Here is a 22,177-nt window from a genome sequence, read left to right as displayed (position 1 = left end):
CCTGATACCGGTTAGCCGCTTGAATTCAGAATCATATCGCTAAAAAACAAAAAATATAGAACTATTCTTGTAATTTGGGGCACAGTGGCTTGCTTTTTGTAAGAAAATGCCGGGATAGCATGTGGTTATGGCTCAACGGAATACACTTCTTTTACTAGTCATGTTACTCGGATTTTGGTGCCGGGTTTCAGCTTCACACATCGTCGGCGGTAACATTCGACTCACTGCAAAGGGGACAGATAACCGGTATACATTGTCGCTGGATATGTTCATCGATGAACAGAACAGCCGCACGGGTGATATCAAGCCGACGGTCAAACTGGCGATTTATCGCCGGAAAGACAATCTGAAAATGGGCGAGTTTGAATTGCCCCTGCTCCGGCAGGACCCCTTGGCCGTTTCCAATCAGGCCTGTGCCCAACTCCGGCCGCTGAAACTCAGCGTGGTCACTTATAGCAAAGAAATTGAACTGGATGCGGATCGTTTCGACGATCCGGGGGGGTACTACGTTGTCCACGGGGTGTGTTGCCGCAGTGGCGCGATCGACAACATTAGCCAGGCCGACGAGTCGGGTATGGTTTTTCATCTGGAGTTCCCGTCGCCCAAAACGATGATCAACTCGTCACCGGCTTTTTCGGTTCCGACGGGCGAATACGCCTGCAAAGGGCAACCTTTCACGTTCAGCTTCAAGGCTACAGACGCTGACGGTGATCAACTAACTTACGCCATTGTAACGCCGTTTAAAGGATTTACCAGTCAGGGCATTGCATTTGACAACCAGCCCAGTTCCGCTTATCCGATGGTGTCCTGGAAGCCGGGTTTCAGCGCAACCAATTCGGTTCCGGGCAGTCCCGCGTTGAAAGTGGATGGCGAAACCGGTCAACTGACCGTCACGGCCAGCCAGGTTGGCTTGTTTGCATTTGCGGTTATATGCGAAGAGTTCCGGAACGGCAAATGGATCGGTTCCGTCCGGCGGGATTTCCAGCTGGCCGTGGTCGACTGCCCCACCAATACACCTCCCGCACCGGCTATTACCCTGGCGAAAGCCCCCGAGAATGCCCAGATCGGCAAAACCGCAAACGGCGCCATTACAAGCGTATCGGCCTGTCAGGGTCAGGATGTAACGCTCAAAACCGACTACTCGGACCAGTGGTCGTTTCAGTGGCAACGCGATGGCCAGGACCTGAAAGGCGATACCACCGCTACGCTGGTTATTAAAGAATCCGGGAATTATACCGTCGTCAAACGATTCCGGAATACCTGCGGAAAACCAAGTCCCGCGCAAACCAGCATCAAAGTCGATTTGATGACGGCCGAACAAGTGAAGCTGACCGCCAGTGGCCCAACGACGTTTTGCGAGGGTAAATCCATTCAGCTAAAAGCGCCCAAAGGCAATTTTACGTATAGCTGGTTTAAAAACGATCAGCTCTTGCCCGGTGCGAAGGAGTCGGATTACCAGCCGCACGAAACCGGTGAATACAAAGTCCAGATCGTCAGTGCCGCCACCGGCTGCGTCGTAACCGACAGTGTTAACGTTAAGGTGAATCCAAAACCGCTGGCGTCGATCGTACCGCCAGTGAGCAAAACCGCCTGCTCGGGCGATACCATCCGGCTGATTGCCGTTGCGAATCCGTTGTATACCTACCAATGGCTCAACACGGGAAATGTGCTGGCTCAGGAGGTGAAAGGCTCGCTGGCCGTGACCCAGGCCGGGCATTACGTCGTCACCGTTACCGATACCAGCCAGTGCCAATCGACTTCGGATGAGGTTTTGTTGCAATTCAACGCAGCCCCAGCCGTTTCGATGACGCCTTTGCCTGCCATTTGCGAAAACGCCCCGGCGCGATTGGCCCTGCGTGCCGAACCGGGCGGAGGAACGTTTGCGGGTGTGGGGCAGGCCGCCAGTGCCGTGACGGCTTCGGAGTTTGATCCGGCAAAAACCGGTCCCGGCCAATTTGTGATTACCTACACGCTGACCCAGGCCGGGAATACCTGCCCCGGCCGGACGCAACAAACGGTTACCGTGCTGCCCGCGCCGTCCATTGCGGTGGCTGACGCGTCGGTTCGGCGGGGAAGTGAGGTTCAGTTAAACAAAAACGGTGTCGATACGCTGAGCTATTACTGGACGCCTTCGGTTGGATTGAGCAGCCCGGTGGCCGCCAAACCGTACGCCAGCCCCGACACGACCACGACCTACCAGGTGCGGGTTACGACGCCACAAGGCTGTGAGTTTACAACCAAACTGACCGTATCGGTCATTACCGTGCTTTTTATTCCGGATGCCTTTACACCCAACAACGATGGGGTCAATGATAACTGGGTCATTCGCGGTATCGGCGATTATCCCGATTGTAAAGTGGAAGTGTATAACCGCTGGGGAAATCCGGTATTTGTATCGCAGGGCTACACGCAGCCCTGGGACGGAAAAAGTGAAGGGCAGGATCTGCCCCCGGCGGTTTACCAGTATGTGATCAAACCCGGCGGGTCGCAACCCAACCGGAGCGGCAGTTTGCTGATTACCCGGTGAAACCTGTTGTTTCCATTTTTCTGCTGATTTCTACCTGAAATAACCGGAGACAACGCGGCCAGATAGAAAAACTCGAAATGAACGGCCCGATTTGTTCATATTTTCTTAAACAAATTTGAAAATTTGATTGAATGGACTAGACCATTGCCGCCAAGTTGCGACTTTTGATCCTTCTTGTGAACAAAATTGGATCGCATGGAAACACAGTTTACTAATTCTGAAAATAAGCCAACTATTCTGCTGGTAGATGACGATGAAGAAGACCGGATGTTGATGCGGATGGCGCTGGAATCGATGGAAATTGCGGCTCCGGTTCGGGAATTTGATAGCGGAGAACGATTGTTGGATTTTCTGGAGGAGGAAACAACCGCACTACCGGCCGCGCTAAACTCCTGGATTGTCATTCTGGATAAATACATGCCGGGCATGAGCGGATTCGAAACGCTGCGGCAGATTAAAGAAAAACCGGCCTGGCAACGCATCCCGGTTGTTTTGTTCGTCAATACCCAGAATCAGGGCGAAATGGAACTCTGTCTGGACCTGGGCGCTACGGTTTGTATCAGTAAACCGCTCTATTTTGATGAAATTAAAGAGTTGATGCGTCAGGTTTACCAGCATTGGCTAGCCATTAATTCCGCTTCGTCGGCCAATAACTTATCCATCCAGTAATTTCACTTCGACCCGCCGGTTTTTGCGTTTGTTCTCTTCCGAATCGTTGGCCGCAACCGGCTGGGTCTGACCATATCCCTTAAACCGAAGGCGGTTTTCGGCAATCCCGTTGGTAATCAGGTAAGACATAATGACTCTGGCGCGGTTTTCGGAAAGAGCCAGGTTCAGCCGTGGGTCGCCCACATTGTCGGTATGACCCGAAATCTCGATCTTTAAACCCGGGCGGCTTTTCAATAACGCAACCAGCTGATTCAGTTGCGCGTGCGATTCGGGACGCAACAGATAACTGCTCTGATCGAAATACACATTGTTGAGCGTGACGGTTTTTCCCGTTGCCAGGGTCGACAAATCCGTATTGGCCGGTGCCGGAACCGGCGCAACGGGTTTGGTTTCCGCCACGGTTGGCGGAGCGGTTTTGGGTACGGATTCGCTCTCTACTTTTGGCGCGATCGTGGGCGTCGCCGGTTTGGTCTCCATCCCGACCGGCGGAGCGTTCGTTGGGGGAGTCGTCGTTGCCGGCAAGGGTGCGTTGGCGGGCGGAGCGGTTTCGGCGGTTGGCGGAGCCTCGGCCACCACCGGACTTTTGGCCCGCTGCAGGCGAATGGTAATGTCGTGCTGATCTTTTACGTCAACCGTATATTCGTAGGGTTCGTAACCTTCCACTTCAACGGTAAACCGGATTCGCTGCCCAAAGGCGGCCAGAAACGTAAACCGGCCTTCGCGCGGTGGCCCGGTCATAATCACCCGCTTGCCGTCAAATTCCTGCACCTGAACGTTCATTTTCTGCCGGATCAACTGTTTGGTGTCGTAGTCGGTAACCGTGACGTTCACGGGCGATTCGGTGGATATTTCGCGCTCCATTTCCAGGATAATGGTTTGCTGGGTTTGCTGCCGGTCGGCAACGCGGTCGAGACGCAGTGTTTTTTGGGTGGGCCGGTATCCGGCGTAGTTAGCCTCGAGTCGGTAGACGTTCCCGGCCGGAAGCGCCACGGTATATGAACCGGATTGTTGGGTGCCGCGCTGAACCCTTCTGGTCGCTTCGTTGGTGATGGTCAGCGTCGCCGGAATGAGCCGGCCGCTGCGGTCTTTCGTCTCAATCCGAACGGTATATTCCTCGACCGGGCTCGCAGCCGGATTCGTTTGCCCGTTGCAAATCACGGCCTGCAGCGTCAGGATCAGTGAAACCAGCATCGCGTTAAAACCCTTCATGTCGCTCGGTTGCTACGGTTTACGGCGCAAACTGGCCAGCGCCAGTCCGGCATAGATATCGGCCCCACGCGGCCGCAATTTATTGGAATTACTGCCGATCATCCCGAACAGATTGTCGGTTCCCAGAAAAACCGGTCCGATTCGGATGGAGGCTCCGGCCATAAAGGCGTTGTTGAGAACCACAAGCGGAACGGCAACGCCGAAAGCCGATTTTTCCAGTCGGGGCGTCACGGCAACCAGCGTAGGCTGTCGGATGGAAATGGCATCTTTCGCCCGTAAATTCTGGAGAAACGTACCGGTCAGGTAAAAACCGCTGCCCATATTGATATCGGCATTCAACGAAAGCGCGGTTGGCAAACCGGAGGTAAACTGCTTTTTATTGGCCGCTTCGGTCAGGTTGAGTTTATCCCGAATCACTTCGGCAATGCCTTCGCTGCCCCTGGCGTCGTTAAAATCCTTCGTCGTGAATTGCTGGTTGGTGGTGTTGATCGAATACCGTTGGACATACCGATCATCGCGGTACCGAATCGCGCCGATGTCCGTGATGGCAACGCCCAGCCGGAGGGCGTAATCGTCCGGATTGTCGTCGGTTTTCAGTTGGTACGAAAAACCGATGTCGGCACCCCAGCCCCGGCCGGGATTATTGCCGTCGAAAAGCTGACGCAACGAAACCGATCGGCCGCGATCCTGCAGATACGTCGTGTAACCCAACTCGGCGTTGACCTGATCGACCTGCATGTAGTAATTGTTTGCTTTGGCCGTGTCCGACAGCAGGCGGTAGGATAAACCGTTGTTGTTTAGAAAACCGGCGGTAATGCCCTGAAGTCGTTTGACCGTCGCGCCAATCGAAAGTTGCTGATAATCGTCCTGGATGATGGCCGCAGCCAGCGTCAGGCCGATCTCGGCGTAGGTATTGGTATTGACACTGAACTGGTTATCTTTGGTCGGAATGTTGTACAGCCGGGAATCCTCCAGACCGGCCCGGACGACCGACAGCAGTGATTCGGAGGCATTGTGGAACTGAGCTGCCGCCCGCAGCCGCGTGGTTAAACCAAGGGCGACCTGATCGCCCAGCCGAACCTGGAGCGAAGGACCGCGTAAATCAGTCCAGGCGGTACCGCTTTTGGGCTTTCCGTTGGCAATTTCACCCAGGAAATCCGGGCGAAACAAAACCGAACCATCCGCAAACTTATATTGATCGGGAACCCGCTTCAGAACGAGCGAAGTGAGCGAAAACGGAGCCTGGTAGCGGACGTAATTGTTGTCGAGGTGCGCATTACCAGCGCCAATATTCAGGTAAAAACCGTATTTCGAATCCACAGCAAAAGCCGGATTCAGGTACAGGCTCTGCGTACCGCCGTACGGGCTGGGCGCTATCCCCAGAAAATTTTGAGCAACAACCGGAGAGGTGATGAATAAAAACAGCAAAAACCGCGTCAGACGCAAACGCATAGGCAAGGACTTATAATGATGGATTATGAATGATGAACGATGAATGCTAATGCGCGAACTTCATCGTTCATCATTCCTCATTCATCATTCTTTTAAACGCCTTCGGCTTCGACTTGTTTTACTTCCGGTACTAATCGTGTGAGGAGATTTTCGATACCGGCTTTCAGCGTCAGGGTGGAAGAGGGGCAGCCGCTGCACGAACCCTGCAGCAGTACTTTTACCGTACCGTCCTGATCGTCAAAGGAATGGAAGCTGATAGCACCCCCGTCGGATTCTACCGCCGGGCGAATGTACTGGTCGAGCACCGACTTGATTTTCTGGATCGTCGGCGAATCGGCTTCTACCTTGGTGGTGTTCGAATCAATCGTTTGCTGGGCAAAAACCGGTTTCTGCTCGTTGAAATACGCCCGGATGAATTGCTTCACCTCGATCAGCACATCTTCCCACTCGGTTTCGTCATCTTTCGTAACCGTGATGAAGTTGCTGGCAATAAACACCCGTTTCACGAAATCGAAGCCAAACAACGCCACCACCAAGGGCGAACTCTTGCCCGTCAGGAGCGCTTCCGAGGCATCGGTGTAGTCGAACGAAAGTCCTTCCGGCACCAGCGGAAAGTTTACCACGAACTTCATCGAGTTGGGGTTCGGGCTGCTTTCGGTATACAGCGAGATGGCCGGATATAATGTAGTGGTCATTTTCTTGTAGTTTCAGTGAGGGAAAAACCGTTACTGGGCAAACAGCAGTCGGGATTGATTAGTTTGCCAACAACAAAAAACCTGTCCGGTTTTGGCCAGACAGGTCTTCAGTTCTTTTACGAATCCGTTGGGAGTAGCGGTTTATTCCGCAGCAACTGCTGGAGTTGCTTCTACCGGAGCGGCTTCAACAACTTCCGGTTTTGACGTCAGGATGCTCACGAATGAACGACCTCCCTTGCCTTTGCGGAAGTGTACATACCCGTCGACCAGCGCAAACAGCGTGTGATCGCGGCCGATTCCAACGTTTTTATCGGGGTGATGCTTGGTACCGCGTTGCCGAACGATGATGTTACCGGCAATGGCTGACTGACCACCGAAAAGTTTCACGCCCAGGCGTTTACTCATCGAGTCGCGGCCGTTCCTTGAACTACCTACACCTTTCTTGTGTGCCATTTTTTTAGAAAGTTTACGGTTTACGGTTTATGGTTTACGGTTGGTCGACACGCGCTGGCGTCTGTTCGCCGAAAACCGAAAACCGAAAACGATTATACGGTTATGTCTTCGATTAATACTTTGGTCAGGTACTGACGGTGGCCGTTTTTCTTCCGGTAGCCTTTCCGGCGTTTCTTTTTGAAGACGAGTACTTTTTCGCCTTTCAGGTGTTCCAGAATTTTACCGGAAACCTGAGCGCCAGCGACGGTCGGGGCGCCTACCGATACAGAACCGCCATTATCGACAAGAAGAACCTTGTCGAACACAAGTGCAGCGTCCGTGTCGCCTTCCAACCGGTGGGTGTAGACGTAACGGCCCTTCTCAACTTTAAATTGCTGCCCTGCGATCTCTACGATTGCATACATGATTGATACAGAAAATGTTGTTTCTCAGAAATGAGGTGCAAATATAGGAGTTTTTGTTTGAAAAAAGAAACCAGAACCTTCTATTCGTCAGAAATGTTAAAAGAGATGGAAACGCGCTGTTTATTTGTTAGTTAGCACGGATTTTGCATTGTTGAGTTACCGGGTAAAACGGCTCTCAGAACGTAGGAACGGTCAGCCGTATGTTACCTTACCGGAATCGGTTGACGGATTCCGATTGTGTATGATCCTACGGAGAGATTTTTTCCGACTATAACCCTGATTCATATGAAAGCGTGGATAAGTCTGCTTGCTGTGCTGATGATTGCGACAGCGGCCAGGTTCGTTCCGGCGCCCCCTTTCGCGGATGAGAAAGTGTACGCCATTGGCGACGTCATCATGGATTTTAAGCTGAAGAATGTCGACGGTCGTCCGGTTTCCCTGAGTGATTATAAAAATGGAAAAGGCGTGATTATCGTCTTTACGACCAACCACTGCCCGTTTTCGAAAGCCTACGAGGAGCGCATGATTGCCCTCGACCACAAATACGCTCCCCTGAGCTTTCCGCTCATTGCCATTCAGCCCAACGATCCGGGTGCTTACAGCGAAGACTCGTTTGAGAACATGAAAATTCGGGCGCAGGAGAAAAATTACTCCTTCCCGTATTTATCGGACGAAACCCAGAGTGTGGCACACGCCTTCGGGGCAACCCGCACGCCGGAAGTGTTCGTCCTGAAACGTACCGGCGACCGGTTTACGATGGAATATACCGGCATGATCGACGATAGTCCCCAGGTTGCGGCTGTCGTAAAAAGAAGATTCGTGGAAGAAGCCGTCAATAACCTGCTGGCGGGCCGCCCCGTCGTCACCACCAACACCAAAGCCATCGGCTGTGCCATCAAGTGGAAAAGCATGTAAAAGAAAGAATGAACAATGAATAATGAATAATGAAGAGGTTGATGCGTTGGTGTATGCGTCAGCCTGTTCATTATTCATTGTTCATTATTCATTGTTCATTCTCTTTCTGGCATTGCTTTTGCCAATGGCCTGATACAAACCAATCAATCAGTATTGCTATGAAAAAGGTGATGATGACGTTCAAACAGGTTCGTATGCTGGCCGGAGCTATTTTAGTGGTAGGCTCGCTGTCGCTGGCGTCTTGTCAGAATGACGGTAAAAATGAATCCCGCACCGAAGACGCCATGGAAAAAACCGGTGAAGCCATGGAGGCCGACGCCAAAGAAGCGGGTGATAAAATGGAGGCAAAAGGCGATGAAGCGGCTGCCGATTTTCGGGAAGAACGCGATAAAGCCGTTGCCAACATCAAGGAACAACAGCGTAAGCTGGACGCCCGAATCGATGAGCTAAAGGCCGATATGAAGCGGGAAAGCGTGAAAGCCAAGGCAAAATCCGAAGAAAAACTGGCCAAGCTGGAGGAAGACCGCAAGGAGCTGGGGCAGGATCTGGAAAATGCCCAGAATGCTACCGCAGCGGCCTGGCAGGATGTGAAAAAAGGCTTTAAAAGAGCAGGAAATGACATCGGCGATGCCTTTGACAAAGCCGGTGACAAACTGGATAAAGACAACTAAGAGAGCTTCTCTTTGCATAAATCAAAACCGCTCCGGTCGCACTGACCGGAGCGGTTTTTTTGTGGAAAAATCTACACAGATTGTTGGCTTACGTTACCAATTCGCGCTGGTAGATCAGGCCCGGGAAAATAAAATTTTCGATTTTTTCGAGTCTTTTTTCGGCCCGAAATGCCCGTCTGTTTTGACCATTACAACGTCAGTCGTTGCCCGTCTTTGAGTAAAACCGCCTGAAGTTTGGCGTAGGGCACCTGCTGCACCGAAGTCTTGTTTTCAATTGCCAGCACGGCAGCCGTGGCGGCTGATTGCCCCAGAATCATGAAAACCGGTTCCATCCGAATCGATCCATAGGCAATGTGCGAACTCGACACGCAAACCGGTACGAGCAGGTTTTTACACTGGTTTTCTTTGGGAATAATGGCGCCGTAAGCAATCGAATACGGTTTGTCGGGATGCACGCCGATATCGCCTTCGTTCTGCACAAAACCGTCTTTTTTAACAAACCGCTGCGCATTGTGGGCATCCAGCGCGTACGACCCCATTCCGACCGGATTCGGCACAACGGTTTTGCCCAGCGCGTCGGCTTCCTTCATCACAAATTCACCAATCATGCGCCGGGCTTCGCGGATATACAACTGGTGCGGCCAGCCGCCGTTGTCTTTGAACTCATCCTTCGGCAAACCCCACTGCTGCATCGCTTCGTGAACGTCGGCCGGAATTTTCGGGTCGTTCTGCAAATAATACATCAGTCCCTTTTGATACAGCTCGTGGTCGCGAATGATCGCTTTCCGGCGTTCATACGTCGCTTCGGGGTAGTCGTAGTTTTTGCCCAGATAATCGGTGCTGAAAGGGCCGTGGTTGTTGGTATCGGTTTTCCGGTTCGGAATCGGGTCGTATTTGTCAAAGGTTTCGCGCCAGCCGGTGGCAAACACGCGCGCCAGCAGCTCGTAACGGGCCGGATTGTAGCCCGCCGGTTTCGGAAACGGCACCCGGTTTTCGGGGTGATTGCTCAGGCACATCCGGAAACAATACGCCTGAATTTTATTGTCGCCCGTGCCATTGACGCCCGGTACTTCGGCCGACACTTCGGGCAGCAAACCACTCTTCGGATCCCCCGCGATTTTATACGGGCTGACATCTTTACTAAAATAATGCCGGTGCTGAAAAACGCCCACCTGCAGGCCGTTGTGCGTCTCGTTATAAACGCTGTTGGCTTCCCGCCCGACGTGGTATTTGACGCCCGCAGCCGCCATCAGGTCGCCTTCGTAGGTCGCGTCGATGAACATGCTGCCTTCGTATACGGTGCCGCACAGCGTTTTAATGGATTTGATCACGCCATTCTGCTTCTGAATGCCTTTCGCCGACCGGTCGAGCCATTCGTTCCGGTAAATCGTCAGCTTGTTTTCCTTCACAAAATCCTCGAACACCTGCTCAGCCGCGTGCGGTTCAAAAATCCACATCGTCCGGTTATTGCCGTCGAGCGCGGGCGTTCCCTGGCCTTTGTTGCCGTATTCACTCCGTTTCTGCCACATCCACGAAGCATCTTTCTGGTAGTGTTCGTAAAGCCGGTGGTAGAACTCGCGCGAAAGCCCGCCGATGACCTCTTTGTTGCCCGTATCGGTAAATCCCAACCCGCCCGCCGACAAACCGCCCAGGTGTTTATCGGGCGACACGACAATCACCGATTTGCCCATTTTGGTAACCTGAACAGCCGCCGTAACCGCAGCCGCCGTTCCGCCGTAAATGATGACGTCAGCTTTGCGCGTTGCCGCTGGTTTACGAACGGAGGTGCGGTGGCCCGGCAGGAAAATCAGGACGCTGATGAGGGTGGCAACAACCAGCCATTGGGTCGCCAATCTGCCCGGAAATAGCGAAAAAGGGTGTTTGGAAGAAGTCATAGATGAGTTCAGAAAAGCTATCAGGCCGTAACGAGTTTTTGGAGATAGGATGGATAATTTCTGCCCGCGTCCAGACCGATGTTACCCACGGTTTCGAAAACAGGGTGCATATCCAGCAAAGGCGAATGCGTATCCGCAGCTACTTTCCGAATGACGTCATTCATCGCATTTTTTTGGGCGAGCAGCGGTTTTCGGCTGACTATTACTTACGAGTTGCCAGTTGAGAAATGGTTAACGGCATTAGTGCTTTGCAAATACGTTCGACGCTGCATTTTTCAAATTGAGATCAGACTTCGGTTTACTACTTATGATTCTCAAACTTAACCGGGAATTTAAATGATAAGAATTTTCAGTCCCGTAGGGATGTAATGTTTGTAGTAGAAAAGGCACCAATGTTTCCCGGCGTGCCTTTAGGTACGCAATTAGCCTATCAGATTGCGTACCTAAAGGCACGCTCGTACACGCGATAAGCCACTTTTTTCTACAAACATTACGTCCCTACGGGACTATACTCCGGTAAAATTGTCAATTGCCACTCAAATCCGTAACCCAACAGATTAATACCCCGGATTCTGGTCCAGTTTCGGATTCACATCCCGTTCCGTTTGGGGAATGGGAAACAAATAATGATGTTCGGCGACGGGTATGGTTGGGTTCTGAGCCTTCATCGCGCTGATCAGGCGTTTGGTGCGCACCAGATCGTACCACCGATGCCCTTCGAAAGCCAGCTCCAGCCGTCGTTCCAGCAGCAGGCTGTCGCGGAACTGCGCCTGACTCAGGTTGGCCGTCAGGTTTGGCAAACCCGCCCGGTTTCGGATGCGGTTGATTGTCGCGTAGGCGTCGGTGTTGTTGGCCGCCTGTTCGTTCAACGCTTCCGCGTACATCAGCAGCACGTCGGGATACCGGATAATCGGGTAGTTATTGCCACCATCACTCGTTCCGGTCGACGTTGGATCGAGGTATTTATAAACATAACAGGGAAACAACACGCTGGCCGGTGCCGCGGGCATGGTGGTGGTCGAATAGAGTTTCAGCGTCACATTCCGGCGTTTATCGTCCGGGCGGTAGGCTTTGTACAGGTTTTCGGTCGCGGGATCATCGCCGAAACCGGAAACGCCATTCACGCGGTCGAAATTGGGGCGCATGTAACCCTGCATCAGGCTTCCTTCGCCAAAACCACCGCTCAGCGCCTGCATTTCAAAAACCGCTTCCTTGCCGTTTTTATTGGCAATCAGAAACGCGTCGGCAAAATTGGCCCACAAATCATACTGCCCCAGATCGATTACTTCCTTCGCCTTGGCTGCGGCTTTCGGCCAGTCCTGCCGGGTTAGATACACCTTCGCCAGATACGCTTTGGCCGCGCCCTTCGTTGCCCGGCCCCGGTCGGCGGCCGAATACGTCACCGGCAGCGTAGTTTCGGCGTCGGTAAAATCCTGAATAATCAGTTTATAAACATCGTCGACGGAAGCCCGGGCGATGGCTAAATCATTCAGCGAAGTCGTCTCCGTCGTAATAAGCGGGACTCCGCCGAAATACCGCACCAGCGTGAAATAGTAAAAACCGCGCATGAACTTGGCTTCGGCCACGTACCGGGCTTTCAGGTCGTTGTCCATCGGAATTCCGGGAACCCGGCTGATGACGGTATTCGCCCGGTTAATGGCCGCGTACACCGTCGACCAGATCGCCTGAAAAGTGTTGGTCGCGGGGGTAAACGAATATTTGTCGAGGTCGTTTTTGGGTTGATTGGCGGTCGAGCGGCCATTGCCCCATTCGGCGTCGTCGGTGGCCTGGTCCTGCAAAATCCACATCACCTGCCCGTATAAATTCTGGCTGTTCAGCGGATCATAAACCGCACTGACGGCCGCTTTGGCATCGTCGGCATTTTTGTAAAAATTACCCGGCGTAAAACTCGATTCAGGCTTCTGATCCAGCACTTCGCAGGACGACAGGAGACAGAGGAGGAAGAGGTATCTTTTCATGATCTAAGTCGTTAGAAATGAATAATTAACAATTAATAATGAATAGAAAACCGAGTGTTGTCTATTCGGGAATACGGACTGTTCATTGTTCATTCGGGGCCGCCCGGCGGTTAATTAGATTAAAATCCTACGTTTAGTCCAAACAAAAGCGTTTTCGTGGCCGGGTAGCTGGCGTAGTCGAAGCCCTGGCTGCGGCTGTCCTGCCCAAACCGGTTTACTTCCGGATCGTAGCCCGAATAGTTGGTCCAGGTCAGGAAGTTCTGGGCGGTTACATAAACGCGCACCGACTGAATTTTCAGGGCCTGAATAACCGAAGAAGGCAGATTGTAAGCCACCTGAAGATTCTTCAGCCGCAGATAGGAACCGTCTTCAATCTGGCGGGTCGAAACGCGGTTTGCTGGGCGGGTCGTCGAAGCCCGCGGAATGTCGGTGTTGGTATTGGTTGGTGTCCAGCGGTTCAGCATATCCCGGTCCTGGTTGGTGGTCGCATTCAGGTATTCCAGTTCATACCGGTTGGCATTCAGGATGTTATTTCCGTAAACGCCCTGAAAGAAAGCCGTCAGCTCGATGCCTTTGAACGAGAACGTATTGCTGATGCCGCCGATGAATTTGGGTTGCGCCCGGCCGATTATGGTGCGGTCGTTGTCGTCGATTTTCTTATCGCCGTTCAGATCGGCGTACTTGCGATCACCCGGTTTCCGGGCCTGCGGATCGGCCAGCGCCGTCAGCTCGTCGGTGGTCTGGTAGAGGCCATTGGTCACGTAGCCGAAGAACGACCCCAGCGGCTCGCCAACCCGGATAATCCCGGAATTCAGCCCCTGACCAATGTTGGCGACACTTCCGGCAAAAATCTGGGGTGTTCCGCCGATGTCGAGTACCTTGTTGCGGTTTAGCGCGAAATTCAGGTCGGTATTCCATTTGAAATCGCCGTCGATGTTGCGCGACGAAATACTGAATTCGAGTCCCTTGTTCTCCACTTTTCCGAGATTTTTGATGGCGCTCGAAAAACCCGAGGTACTCGGAACGGTGACGTTCAGCAACAGATCTTTCGTCCGTTTCAGATACGCATCGGCGGTCAGGGTGATCCGGTTATTCAGGAAACCGACGTCGACACCAAAATCGGCCTGCGTGGTGGTTTCCCACGATAAATCCGGGTTGGCAATCTGATTCGGCCCCAAACCGGTCGAAACCGTGTTCCCAAACACGTAATTCTGGGTTCCCAGCAGCGAATAGGCCGGATAGTTTCCAACGCCGTCCTGATTACCGGTCGCGCCGTAGGTCAACCGAACTTTCAAATCGTTCACCACCCGGCTGCTTTTCATGAATGTTTCTTCCGAAACCCGCCAGGCCAGAGCCGCCGAGGGGAAATAGCCGTTGCGTTTGTTGGCCCCAAACCGGGAAGAACCGTCGGTCCGGAATGAGGCAGTTAACAGGTATTTGTCTTTGTAGCCGTAGTTGATCCGCGCCAGGTACGACCTCAAGCCCCAGGTTCCGATGCCCGATTCAGGTGTCAGTGGCACCGAACCCGACGCCAGATTGCTCGAACCGAGGTTGTCGTTTACAAAATTCCGCGCCTGCGCCCGATTGGATTCCGTCCGGCTGGCTTGCTGTGTATACCCAATTAAGGCCGTTATATTGTGGACGGTGTTAATAGTGCGGGTGTACGTCAACAGGTTTTCGTTGAGCCAGGTCATCGCCTGCGAATTGAAAATAGCCGCAGCCCCGCCCTGCGCCAAACCGCTTCCCACCGATCGCGGCAAATACGAGTCCTGTTTTTGCAAAACCGCATCCATTCCCAGCGACACGCGTAGGTTCAGCCCATCAATAATCTGATAATCACCGAAAACACTACCAAAAACCCGGTAGGCCGTGTTGCGGTTTTTGTTGTCGCGGGCCAGCGCCACCGGATTGTCGGCGGTAAAAGCCAGCGCGGGATCGGTCAGCAAATAAGAACCGTTGGGCGTCACCACCGGCAGAATGGGCGGAAACTGGAGCGCGGCAATCGTGACCAGTCCGGCACTGCCCAAATCGCCGTCCGAACGCGCCTGATTGGTAACCGTTCGGTTGACCGTCAGGCTGTTACCGATCTTGATTTTACTGGTCAGCTTGCGATCCAGATTCACCCGAAACGAATACCGGTCGAAATCGGAATTAACAATGATGCCGTTTTGTTTGAAATAACCGCCCGAGATGGCGTACTGCGTTTTTTCGTCACCTCCGCTGAACGAAAGCTGGTAATTGGAAATGGGCGCCTGACGGAAAATCTCGTCCTGCCAGTCGGTGCCCTCGCCAAAGGCGTCGACCTGAGCCTGGGTGTAAACCGCCGGACGGCCTTCGTTGGTATTGGCGTCGTTGACAAACTGCGCGTATTCCCGGGCGTTCAAAACCGGGTATTTCCGGCGGACATTCTGAACACCGTAATACGTATCGAAGGTGATCGTCGACTTCCCGGCTTTGCCGCGTTTGGTTGTGATAATCACCACGCCATTCGCTCCGCGCGATCCATAAATGGCGGTCGAAGAGGCATCTTTCAGCACCGAAATTGATTCAATATCGCTGGGGTTGAGCGTACTCAACACGTTGAAACTCGATCCATTACTTACTCCATCGTTTTTAAACGGAATACCGTCGATGACGTACAGCGGCTCGTTATCGCCCTGAATCGAGTTGCCGCCCCGAATCCGGATGCTGGTCGTACCGCCCGGCGCGCCCGAATTCTGGGTAATCTGCACCCCGGCCGCGCGGCCCTGCAACGCCTGGTCAAGCGAAGTAACGGCTACTTTCTTAATTTCTTCCACAGGAACCGTGGCCACCGCGCCGGTCAGATCGCTTTTCTTGACCTGTCCGTAGCCGACCACCACCACTTCGTTCAACGCTTTGGTATCCGGAACCAGTTGAATATCAATTGCCGACCGGTTTCCAACCACCTGTTCCTGACTCGCGTAACCGACGAAACTGAAAACCAGCGTGACGTTCTCGTTGGGAACGCTGAGCTGGTAGCGGCCCTCGGCGTCGGTGGAGGTTCCGCGCGGAGAGCCCTTCACCACCACACTCACCCCGGGAAGTCCTTCGCCGGTTTCGCTCGTCACCCGACCGCTGACCCGCACATCCACCGGGGCCACGCCGATCAGTTGGGTCGGTGAAATATTGGTCAGGCCCGCCAGTGGGATAGGGCCATTTCCGGCGGTTGAGGTGTTGGTCAGCTGGGGCAAACTGATGGCGGACCGGTCGCTGTTTTTGGGCGGCAAAATCAGGTACGCACCCGAACGTAACTTCTTAAACCGTAGGCCGTAACGTTTCAAAACCGTATTCAGATTCGTTTCCAGCCGGGCACTCAGATCGAGCGGTTCGACGGGGCTCAGGTTTCGTCCAACAACCGATTCTTCAAACAAAATATCGACGCCGTAATGCGCCTTCAGTTCCAGTAAGGTTTGCTTGAGCGTCAGATTGGCGCCCGTCGTTGCAGCGGTTTTGCCCGACTGCGGGGCGTCGATCTGCTGGGTTGTCCGGACCAGGGCGAGCGTCTGGGCTACGGTATTGCCGTAACCGACGCTGATTAATAACCCGGTTGCCAGGGCGAGGGGTAACGATTTTCTCATTGCGTAATGGAGTTTTCGGAAGCAGTTGAAAAAATGAGATGCTGGTCGTGGTGGCTGAGCCGCAGGTTGAGCAATTCCGCCAGGGCCTCCGCCAGCTCGTCGGACGATCCGGCGCGGATCGTTCCGGTCAATTTCCGGCGGGCCAGCGACGGGTCGGAAAGCTGGACGTGGACCCCAAAAACCGCCTGAATCTGGCGGGCCACTTCGCGCAGGGGCGTATTGTTAAAGCTAAACAGGCGATACCGCCAACTGGCAAACCGCATGGTGTCGGCCTTGGGCTGTAACTGAAGCGAGCCTTTACCGTCGAGCAGAACCCGGTCGCCGGGTTTCATCACCAGATTCTGCGGAGGCTGGTTCTCGGAGGCATAGCGCAGATTCACCTTGCCGCGTTTCAGAACCACCTCTGCCTTGGCCGTCCGGCTGCGCACCGAAAATTCGGTTCCCAGCACTTCCACATCCAGTCCGTTCATGTCCTGCACCACAAAAGGCTGGTGGGTCGAAAGGTGCTTGACGTCGAAAACCGCATCGCCCGTCAGCGCCACCCGCCGGGAAAGCCAGCCGTAGCCGATGCGGGGAATGGTCAGGGACGAATTGCTGTTGAGCGCGATCGTGGAGCCATCGGGCAGGCTCAGCGAGCGGAGCTGGCGCGAGCCGGTTGAGATGGTTTTGTACAGGAGCAATTTTTGAAAAAACCAGCCCCCGGCGAGCAGGGCTAGGGATACGGAAGCGGCTGCCAACCACCGAAACGGTTTTTGAAACGAGCGGGATTCTTCCGGAAACCGGCGTACCACGCGGGGCTGTTCTTCCGCCGGATTTTCCATTCGCTGACGGAATAGATCGACGTGGTGGGTCAGATCGGGGGCGTATTGCGGGAAGCTCCGTTCCCATTCATCCAGCCACTGAAAATACGTTTCCCGGCTGGTCGGGCGGTTGAGCCATTCACCGATCACTTTCTGTTGCACCGACGTGGCCTGACCGGCAAAGTAGGTGAATAACAATTCTTTAGTAGGTTCCATGAGGTGGAAGTATGTCGTTGATGATTACGGAAAAACCGTCAGCAGCAGCAGGGCCCAGCCAATCAGTTTTTGCTGTCGGAGAAATTGCCGCACGGTCGAAATGGCCTGCAGCAGGTGGTTTTCGACGGTTTTGGGAGAAAGCGACAGTTCCGCAGCAATTTCCTTGTACGATTTTCCTTCGAAGCGGCTCAGCAGAAAAACCCGCTGGCGTTGGGGAGACAGATGCTGCACGGCCTGTTCAAGCGCCCGATACAGTTCGTCCTGCTGCAAAAGCCGGTCGGGCTGGGTAGCTTCCAGATCGGCCTGATCGAGGTCGTCGGGAAGGGTTTCCTGCCGGTTCAATTCCCAGCGCAGGCTGTTGTAGGCCCGGTTGCGCACGGCCTGGTAGAGATAAGCGCGGTACGAACCCTTCACCTGCTTATATAATTCCTTCTGGTAGAACGTATAGAACAAATCCGCCACCACGTCTTCGGCCACCTGTCGGTCGTAAACAAACCGGATCGCGTGGCTGCACAGGGGCGCAAAATATTGCCGGAAGAGCAGCTCGCAGCCCATTTTGGGGTCCGCAACAAACGCATTGCGGATGAACAATTCCTGATCGGCCGTCGCGGGGATTTCGGTATCGTTCCGCTGCAAGGGCGTTAACCCGATGGAAACCGGATCGGGAATGCGTCGGAATGGAAACGAGTTGGCAGACATCGAATGAAGGGTCTAGTAATTCGAAGACAAGTTGGCGCCGGAAATCCCCCAATCGAATTTTATTTTTTATTTACAAAATACAAATATAGAAGAAACTGGCCGGTCGGCTGGGTGAAAGAAAGTAGCCGAGAAGGCTTATAATTCGTGCGGATTGGCGATCAGCAGCCCTTCAATCTTTTTAAAATCGCTGGTATTCCGGGTCAGAAGGGTAAAATTATGCACCATCGCGGTAGCGGCAATGATAGCATCCGGAAGTTTGATCTTGTGTTTTTTACGAATCGCGATGGTTTGAAGAGCGACAATCCTGTTGACATAATAAATCGATCCCATATCCAGAAAAGCCTGAAGACGTTTCATCGATTCGATTCTGCCATTAAATCCCAGCACTTCGATGTAGACAACGATCGAGATATTGAGTTCCTCATTGAACATCGAATCAAGGGTCATCGCCACAGGTTCTGGAAGCAGCTCTCCTACATAATCAATGACGGTATTGGAATCTAAAAGATATCTCGATCCCATTCCTGTTTGGATTTTTCAACGTATTGGTTCATTTCACGAGCCATTTTTTTGGAAATAGAACCCCGAAAATCCGACGGTTTTTGTTTTTTGGCCGGAACAATTTCTTCTAATTCCGAAAGATCTTCATGCTTTTTCTTCAGCATTTCCCAATCCTGAATGGGAATCACGACGGCGGTTGGTTTGCCGTTGGAATCTGATAAATATTGTAAAGCCATTGGTCACGCCATTTACGAAGTATACAAAGAAACGAAATTAAAAAGTATCCCGTTCAAAAACCGTCTACCGGGTTCCAACGGCTCCCGCTAAATCCCAAAAAATTACAGCGTCAATCACTTCTGCAAACCTTTGCAACCGTATTCTGGCGGTTTTTGAGTCGAATTTTGAACCATTCCGGTTTGACTGCGAGGGATTTTCTCCTAATTTTAACTAAATATTCCTAAGCAACTTACGACCTGTTACCATGTACGAACTCCGTTTGCTCATTCCACTCCTCATTACCCTTTTTTCCGTTCCCGGAATTCACGACACGGGTCAGGTCGCGAAAACCGCTGTCGCTCCGGACACGGCAAAATATGACCGGGACTATGCGCTGGAAGCCACCATGCTCGGTTATTTCGCCAAAGATGGCACGCGTAACCCAACGCTGAAAGCCAACAAAGGCGACCGCGTTCGCATTACGATCACCAACGGGGAGGTCATGACGCATGACATCACCCTCGAAAAACTAAAACTGAAGAGCAAAACCATTCTGGAAAAGGGTTCCAGCACGAGCATTACGTTCAAGGCGGAGCAGAACGATACGTATTATTGCTCGGTTCCCGGCCACCGCGCGGCTGGCATGGTCGGCAGTATTGAAATTGTGGAAGGCACGATTTCGAACGCGACCATTGCCGGACAGCAGCCGATGAAAAACGGCCAGCCGTTGAACCTCAATTTTGAAACCGGTACGCTGAAAGACTGGACGGCCAAAGGCGATGCGTTTGCCAATCCGCTGGTCAACGCCGATCCGTCGCCGGTTCACGAAAAGGAAATGAACATCGGTTTTGCCGGAAAATACTTCTTAAGCAGCGGAGGAACAGTCAATTACAAACAAACCGGCACCTTGACTTCCGTTCCGTTTACCGTCACGCAGCCGTTTGCGGCTTTCCGGGTTTCGGGCGGGGCGCTGGTCGATACGCGCGTCGAAATTGTGCTGGCCGAAACCAATAAGGTGATTTACCAGATTACCGGACAGGGACGTGCCACGCTGCAACCGGTCGTTGTCGATCTGCAACCGTACCTGAACAAGGAAATCTTCATCCGGATTGTCGATAACGAAACCGGTATTTCGCAGATTCCGTACATTCCGAACGACAAGTGGGCGCACATCAATTTTGATGAATTTCTGTTCTATCCCACGCGTCCGGATTTTCCGAACGAGCTGAAACCGAAGGACATCATTGTGCTGCCGCCACTCGACCCGGTTCTTCACGCCGGTCTTTCGGGTACGGAAGCCGCGAAGGTGATGACCCTGCCGAAAGGATTTAAAATTACACTGGCCGCTGCCGAACCGGACATTGTCAAGCCCATCTGTTTTACGCTCGATGCGCGGGGACGGCTTTGGGTGGTTGAGTCGCACACCTACCCGGTTCCGGCGCCCGAAGGCCAGGGCCGCGACCGGATTCTGATTTTTGAAGATACCAACGGCGACGGTACGCTGGACAAAAAGAAAGTCTTCATCGAAGGACTGAACCTGGTTAGTGGCATGGAGCTGGGCATGGGTGGGGTGTGGGTCGGCGCGGCCCCGTACCTGCTGTTCATTCCCGCCGATTTCAAGAACGATAAACCGACCGGCCCACCGCAAAAGCTGCTCGACGGCTGGGGCACGCAGGATACGCACGAAACGCTGAACAGCCTCCGCTGGGGACCCGACGGCTGGCTCTATGGCAATCACGGCGTGTTTACGCATTCCAACGTCGGAAAACCGGGTGCGCCGGATTCGGAACGGAAGAAAATCAACGCGGGCGTCTGGCGGTTTCACCCCACCACGCAGGAGTTTGAGATTTTTGCCGAAGGCACCAGCAACCCCTGGGGATTGGATTTCAACGACTATGGGCACGCGTTCATTACGGCCTGCGTAATCCCGCACATGTACCACATGATTCAGGGCGGGCGCTACCAGCGTCAGGGTGGCAAACACTTCAATCCGTATACCTACGACGACATTAAAACCCACGCCGATCACGTGCACTGGCTGGGCGAACGCGGACCCCACGCCGGGAACTTCCGCTCGGCAGCCGCCGGGGGTGGACATGCCCACGCCGGAGCCATGATTTACCTCGGCAACAGCTGGCCGAAAGAATACCGCAACGATATTTTCATGAACAACATCAACGGTGCCAAGCTGAACAACGACCACCCGGTTCGCGAAGGATCGGGCTACAAGGTGACGCACCGGCCGGATTTTCTGACCATGAATGACTCCTGGTCGCAGTGGCTGAACATGAAATACGACCCCAGCGGATCGGTTTTCGCGATTGACTGGTACGACAAAAACCAATGCCACAGCTCGAACCCGGACGTTCATAACAAAACGATGGGCCGGATTTTCAAGATTACCCACGAAAACGACAAGTGGGTGCAGGTCGATCTCTGGAAAGCTTCGGACATGGATCTGGTGAAATACCAGTTGAATCCTAACGAATGGTACGTGCGGCAGGCCCGGGCGATTTTGCAGGAACGCGGCCCGAACAAAAAAGTGCACAAAGCCCTGAAAGAAATGCTGGCCACCAATCCCGACGAAACCCGGAAACTCCGCGCGCTCTGGGCCTTGCACGTCACCAAAGGGTTGACGGAGAAAGAGTTAACCGATCTGCTTGGCAATGAAAGCGAATACGTCCGTAGCTGGGCGATTCAGTTGCTGGCCGAGGACAAAACCGTCCTGCCCGAAACGCTGAAGCGGCTGGCGGCCCTGGCGCAAAACGACAACTCGGCGCTCGTCCGGCTCTACCTGACTTCAGCCATGATGCGGCTGGAACCGGGTCAACGCTGGGAGGTAATGGATGCGCTGGTGCAGAAATCGGTGGACAAAGACGACCACAACCTGCCACTGATGGTGTGGTACGCCATCGAACCGCTGTCGGTGCTGGATGCGAAGCGGTTTTTGCAGCTGGGCGAAAAAGCCAAATTGCCCAAGATCATGCCGTACACCATTCAGCGGGTGGGCGCCATTGGCAGCAATGACTCGAAGAAAGCGCTGAAGGATCTGAACGATCGACTCGGCAAAGGTCATTCGCACGAAAACCACGAAAGTCAGATGCTGATCGGCAAATACCTGGGCGAATGAGATTAATTAAGAATGAACAATGAAAAAGGTCTGACTACCAATATCTTAGGGGCTGTCTAAATTTTATAATTTTTTCTTTCTTCGGTTTGCCCCCAACCCCCTAAAGGCCGGGCGGCCGGTGCCGGGCTTTAATCGGCATTTCAAAGC

Annotated in this window: 18 protein-coding genes; 5 read left to right on the top strand and 13 right to left on the bottom strand. The window is 53.3% G+C overall.

The genetic code is table 11. From position 1 onward, the window contains the following. Positions 1-160: 160 nt before the first annotated feature. Positions 161-2,527 carry a T9SS type B sorting domain-containing protein gene (locus tag GJJ30_RS31285; RefSeq protein ID WP_170299318.1) on the top strand — a complete coding sequence of 789 codons (2,367 nt, stop codon included), beginning with the start codon at positions 161-163 and terminating at the stop codon, positions 2,525-2,527. Positions 2,528-2,722: 195 nt separating this feature from the next. Next, positions 2,723-3,196 (top strand): response regulator, encoded by a 474-nt coding sequence (locus GJJ30_RS31280; RefSeq protein WP_154179179.1) that lies wholly within the window; start codon positions 2,723-2,725, stop codon positions 3,194-3,196. Here the strand turns inward: GJJ30_RS31280 and GJJ30_RS32495 are convergent. The 5 genes from GJJ30_RS32495 to rplU form a co-directional block, all read right to left on the bottom strand. Further along, positions 3,182-4,405, bottom strand: a complete 1,224-nt coding sequence (locus tag GJJ30_RS32495) for an OmpA family protein (protein WP_229313583.1) — start codon at positions 4,403-4,405, stop codon at positions 3,182-3,184. The two genes, GJJ30_RS31280 and GJJ30_RS32495, sit on opposite strands and share 15 nt — an antisense overlap. A 12-nt stretch (positions 4,406-4,417) precedes the next feature. Continuing rightward, positions 4,418-5,857: a DUF5723 family protein gene (locus tag GJJ30_RS31270; RefSeq protein WP_154179178.1), complete on the bottom strand. Its 1,440-nt coding sequence runs from the start codon at positions 5,855-5,857 to the stop codon at positions 4,418-4,420. A gap of 92 nt (positions 5,858-5,949) precedes the next feature. Beyond that, positions 5,950-6,552, bottom strand: coding sequence for a NifU family protein (locus tag GJJ30_RS31265; protein ID WP_154179177.1), 603 nt, complete (start codon positions 6,550-6,552; stop codon positions 5,950-5,952). Positions 6,553-6,693: 141 nt separating this feature from the next. Then, entirely contained in the window at positions 6,694-7,005 is a 312-nt protein-coding gene (gene rpmA, locus GJJ30_RS31260; RefSeq protein ID WP_154179176.1) for a 50S ribosomal protein L27, read from the bottom strand. Between the two features lie 92 nt (positions 7,006-7,097). Next, positions 7,098-7,409 (bottom strand): 50S ribosomal protein L21, encoded by a 312-nt coding sequence (rplU, locus tag GJJ30_RS31255; protein WP_154179175.1) that lies wholly within the window; start codon positions 7,407-7,409, stop codon positions 7,098-7,100. 285 nt (positions 7,410-7,694) lie between these two features. Between rplU and GJJ30_RS31250 the strand changes: the two genes are divergently transcribed. Both GJJ30_RS31250 and GJJ30_RS31245 read left to right on the top strand, forming a co-directional pair. After that, on the top strand, positions 7,695-8,324 hold the full coding sequence (locus GJJ30_RS31250) for a thioredoxin family protein (RefSeq protein WP_154179174.1): 630 nt from the start codon (positions 7,695-7,697) through the stop codon (positions 8,322-8,324). Between the two features lie 158 nt (positions 8,325-8,482). Beyond that, positions 8,483-8,995 (top strand): sll1863 family stress response protein, encoded by a 513-nt coding sequence (locus GJJ30_RS31245; protein ID WP_154179173.1) that lies wholly within the window; start codon positions 8,483-8,485, stop codon positions 8,993-8,995. 188 nt (positions 8,996-9,183) lie between these two features. Here GJJ30_RS31245 and GJJ30_RS31240 read toward each other — a convergent pair whose 3' ends face one another. From GJJ30_RS31240 to GJJ30_RS31205, 8 genes are all read right to left on the bottom strand, one after another. Continuing rightward, the gene (locus GJJ30_RS31240; RefSeq protein ID WP_154179172.1) at positions 9,184-10,890 is read right to left on the bottom strand and encodes an FAD-dependent oxidoreductase; all 1,707 of its coding nucleotides are present in this window, start codon (positions 10,888-10,890) and stop codon (positions 9,184-9,186) included. 20 nt (positions 10,891-10,910) lie between these two features. Next, positions 10,911-11,054 carry a hypothetical protein gene (locus GJJ30_RS31235; protein ID WP_154179171.1) on the bottom strand — a complete coding sequence of 48 codons (144 nt, stop codon included), beginning with the start codon at positions 11,052-11,054 and terminating at the stop codon, positions 10,911-10,913. Positions 11,055-11,447: 393 nt separating this feature from the next. Further along, entirely contained in the window at positions 11,448-12,869 is a 1,422-nt protein-coding gene (locus GJJ30_RS31230; protein WP_154179170.1) for a RagB/SusD family nutrient uptake outer membrane protein, read from the bottom strand. 119 nt (positions 12,870-12,988) lie between these two features. Then, complete coding sequence (locus GJJ30_RS31225; protein ID WP_154179169.1) at positions 12,989-16,468, bottom strand: SusC/RagA family TonB-linked outer membrane protein; 3,480 nt, start codon at positions 16,466-16,468, stop codon at positions 12,989-12,991. Further along, the gene (locus tag GJJ30_RS31220) at positions 16,465-17,484 is read right to left on the bottom strand and encodes a FecR family protein (protein WP_154179168.1); all 1,020 of its coding nucleotides are present in this window, start codon (positions 17,482-17,484) and stop codon (positions 16,465-16,467) included. The genes GJJ30_RS31225 and GJJ30_RS31220 overlap by 4 nt, the downstream gene beginning before the upstream one ends. Positions 17,485-17,508: 24 nt before the next feature. Further along, positions 17,509-18,183 (bottom strand): RNA polymerase sigma-70 factor, encoded by a 675-nt coding sequence (locus tag GJJ30_RS31215; RefSeq protein ID WP_154179167.1) that lies wholly within the window; start codon positions 18,181-18,183, stop codon positions 17,509-17,511. Between the two features lie 135 nt (positions 18,184-18,318). Next, on the bottom strand, positions 18,319-18,705 hold the full coding sequence (locus GJJ30_RS31210) for a type II toxin-antitoxin system VapC family toxin (protein ID WP_154179166.1): 387 nt from the start codon (positions 18,703-18,705) through the stop codon (positions 18,319-18,321). Further along, entirely contained in the window at positions 18,684-18,920 is a 237-nt protein-coding gene (locus GJJ30_RS31205) for a type II toxin-antitoxin system prevent-host-death family antitoxin (protein ID WP_154179165.1), read from the bottom strand. Before GJJ30_RS31205 ends, GJJ30_RS31210 begins: the two co-directional genes overlap by 22 nt. A gap of 245 nt (positions 18,921-19,165) precedes the next feature. On the opposite strand from GJJ30_RS31205, the gene GJJ30_RS31200 reads away from it, so the two are divergent. Further along, positions 19,166-22,030 (top strand): PVC-type heme-binding CxxCH protein, encoded by a 2,865-nt coding sequence (locus GJJ30_RS31200; protein WP_154179164.1) that lies wholly within the window; start codon positions 19,166-19,168, stop codon positions 22,028-22,030. The last annotated feature ends 147 nt before the right edge of the window (positions 22,031-22,177 follow it).

This window comes from Larkinella terrae, from assembly GCF_009668025.1.
GTDB lineage: Bacteria > Bacteroidota > Bacteroidia > Cytophagales > Spirosomataceae > Larkinella > Larkinella terrae.
Note: the sequence above shows the minus strand (reverse complement) of the source record. Positions and strands in the feature narration are given on the sequence as shown.

Excerpts from the sequence above, each read along its gene's own strand:
- GJJ30_RS31285 (WP_170299318.1), top strand. The coding sequence starts at position 161 with ATGTTACTCGGATTTTGGTGCCGGGTTTCAGCTTCACACATCGTCGGC.
- GJJ30_RS31280 (WP_154179179.1), top strand. The coding sequence starts at position 2,723 with ATGGAAACACAGTTTACTAATTCTGAAAATAAGCCAACTATTCTGCTG.
- GJJ30_RS32495 (WP_229313583.1), bottom strand. The coding sequence starts at position 4,405 with ATGAAGGGTTTTAACGCGATGCTGGTTTCACTGATCCTGACGCTGCAG.
- GJJ30_RS31270 (WP_154179178.1), bottom strand. The coding sequence starts at position 5,857 with ATGCGTTTGCGTCTGACGCGGTTTTTGCTGTTTTTATTCATCACCTCT.
- GJJ30_RS31265 (WP_154179177.1), bottom strand. The coding sequence starts at position 6,552 with ATGACCACTACATTATATCCGGCCATCTCGCTGTATACCGAAAGCAGC.
- rpmA (WP_154179176.1), bottom strand. The coding sequence starts at position 7,005 with ATGGCACACAAGAAAGGTGTAGGTAGTTCAAGGAACGGCCGCGACTCG.
- rplU (WP_154179175.1), bottom strand. The coding sequence starts at position 7,409 with ATGTATGCAATCGTAGAGATCGCAGGGCAGCAATTTAAAGTTGAGAAG.
- GJJ30_RS31250 (WP_154179174.1), top strand. The coding sequence starts at position 7,695 with ATGAAAGCGTGGATAAGTCTGCTTGCTGTGCTGATGATTGCGACAGCG.
- GJJ30_RS31245 (WP_154179173.1), top strand. The coding sequence starts at position 8,483 with ATGAAAAAGGTGATGATGACGTTCAAACAGGTTCGTATGCTGGCCGGA.
- GJJ30_RS31240 (WP_154179172.1), bottom strand. The coding sequence starts at position 10,890 with ATGACTTCTTCCAAACACCCTTTTTCGCTATTTCCGGGCAGATTGGCG.
- GJJ30_RS31235 (WP_154179171.1), bottom strand. The coding sequence starts at position 11,054 with ATGAATGACGTCATTCGGAAAGTAGCTGCGGATACGCATTCGCCTTTG.
- GJJ30_RS31230 (WP_154179170.1), bottom strand. The coding sequence starts at position 12,869 with ATGAAAAGATACCTCTTCCTCCTCTGTCTCCTGTCGTCCTGCGAAGTG.
- GJJ30_RS31225 (WP_154179169.1), bottom strand. The coding sequence starts at position 16,468 with ATGAGAAAATCGTTACCCCTCGCCCTGGCAACCGGGTTATTAATCAGC.
- GJJ30_RS31220 (WP_154179168.1), bottom strand. The coding sequence starts at position 17,484 with ATGGAACCTACTAAAGAATTGTTATTCACCTACTTTGCCGGTCAGGCC.
- GJJ30_RS31215 (WP_154179167.1), bottom strand. The coding sequence starts at position 18,183 with ATGTCTGCCAACTCGTTTCCATTCCGACGCATTCCCGATCCGGTTTCC.
- GJJ30_RS31210 (WP_154179166.1), bottom strand. The coding sequence starts at position 18,705 with ATGGGATCGAGATATCTTTTAGATTCCAATACCGTCATTGATTATGTA.
- GJJ30_RS31205 (WP_154179165.1), bottom strand. The coding sequence starts at position 18,920 with ATGGCTTTACAATATTTATCAGATTCCAACGGCAAACCAACCGCCGTC.
- GJJ30_RS31200 (WP_154179164.1), top strand. The coding sequence starts at position 19,166 with ATGTACGAACTCCGTTTGCTCATTCCACTCCTCATTACCCTTTTTTCC.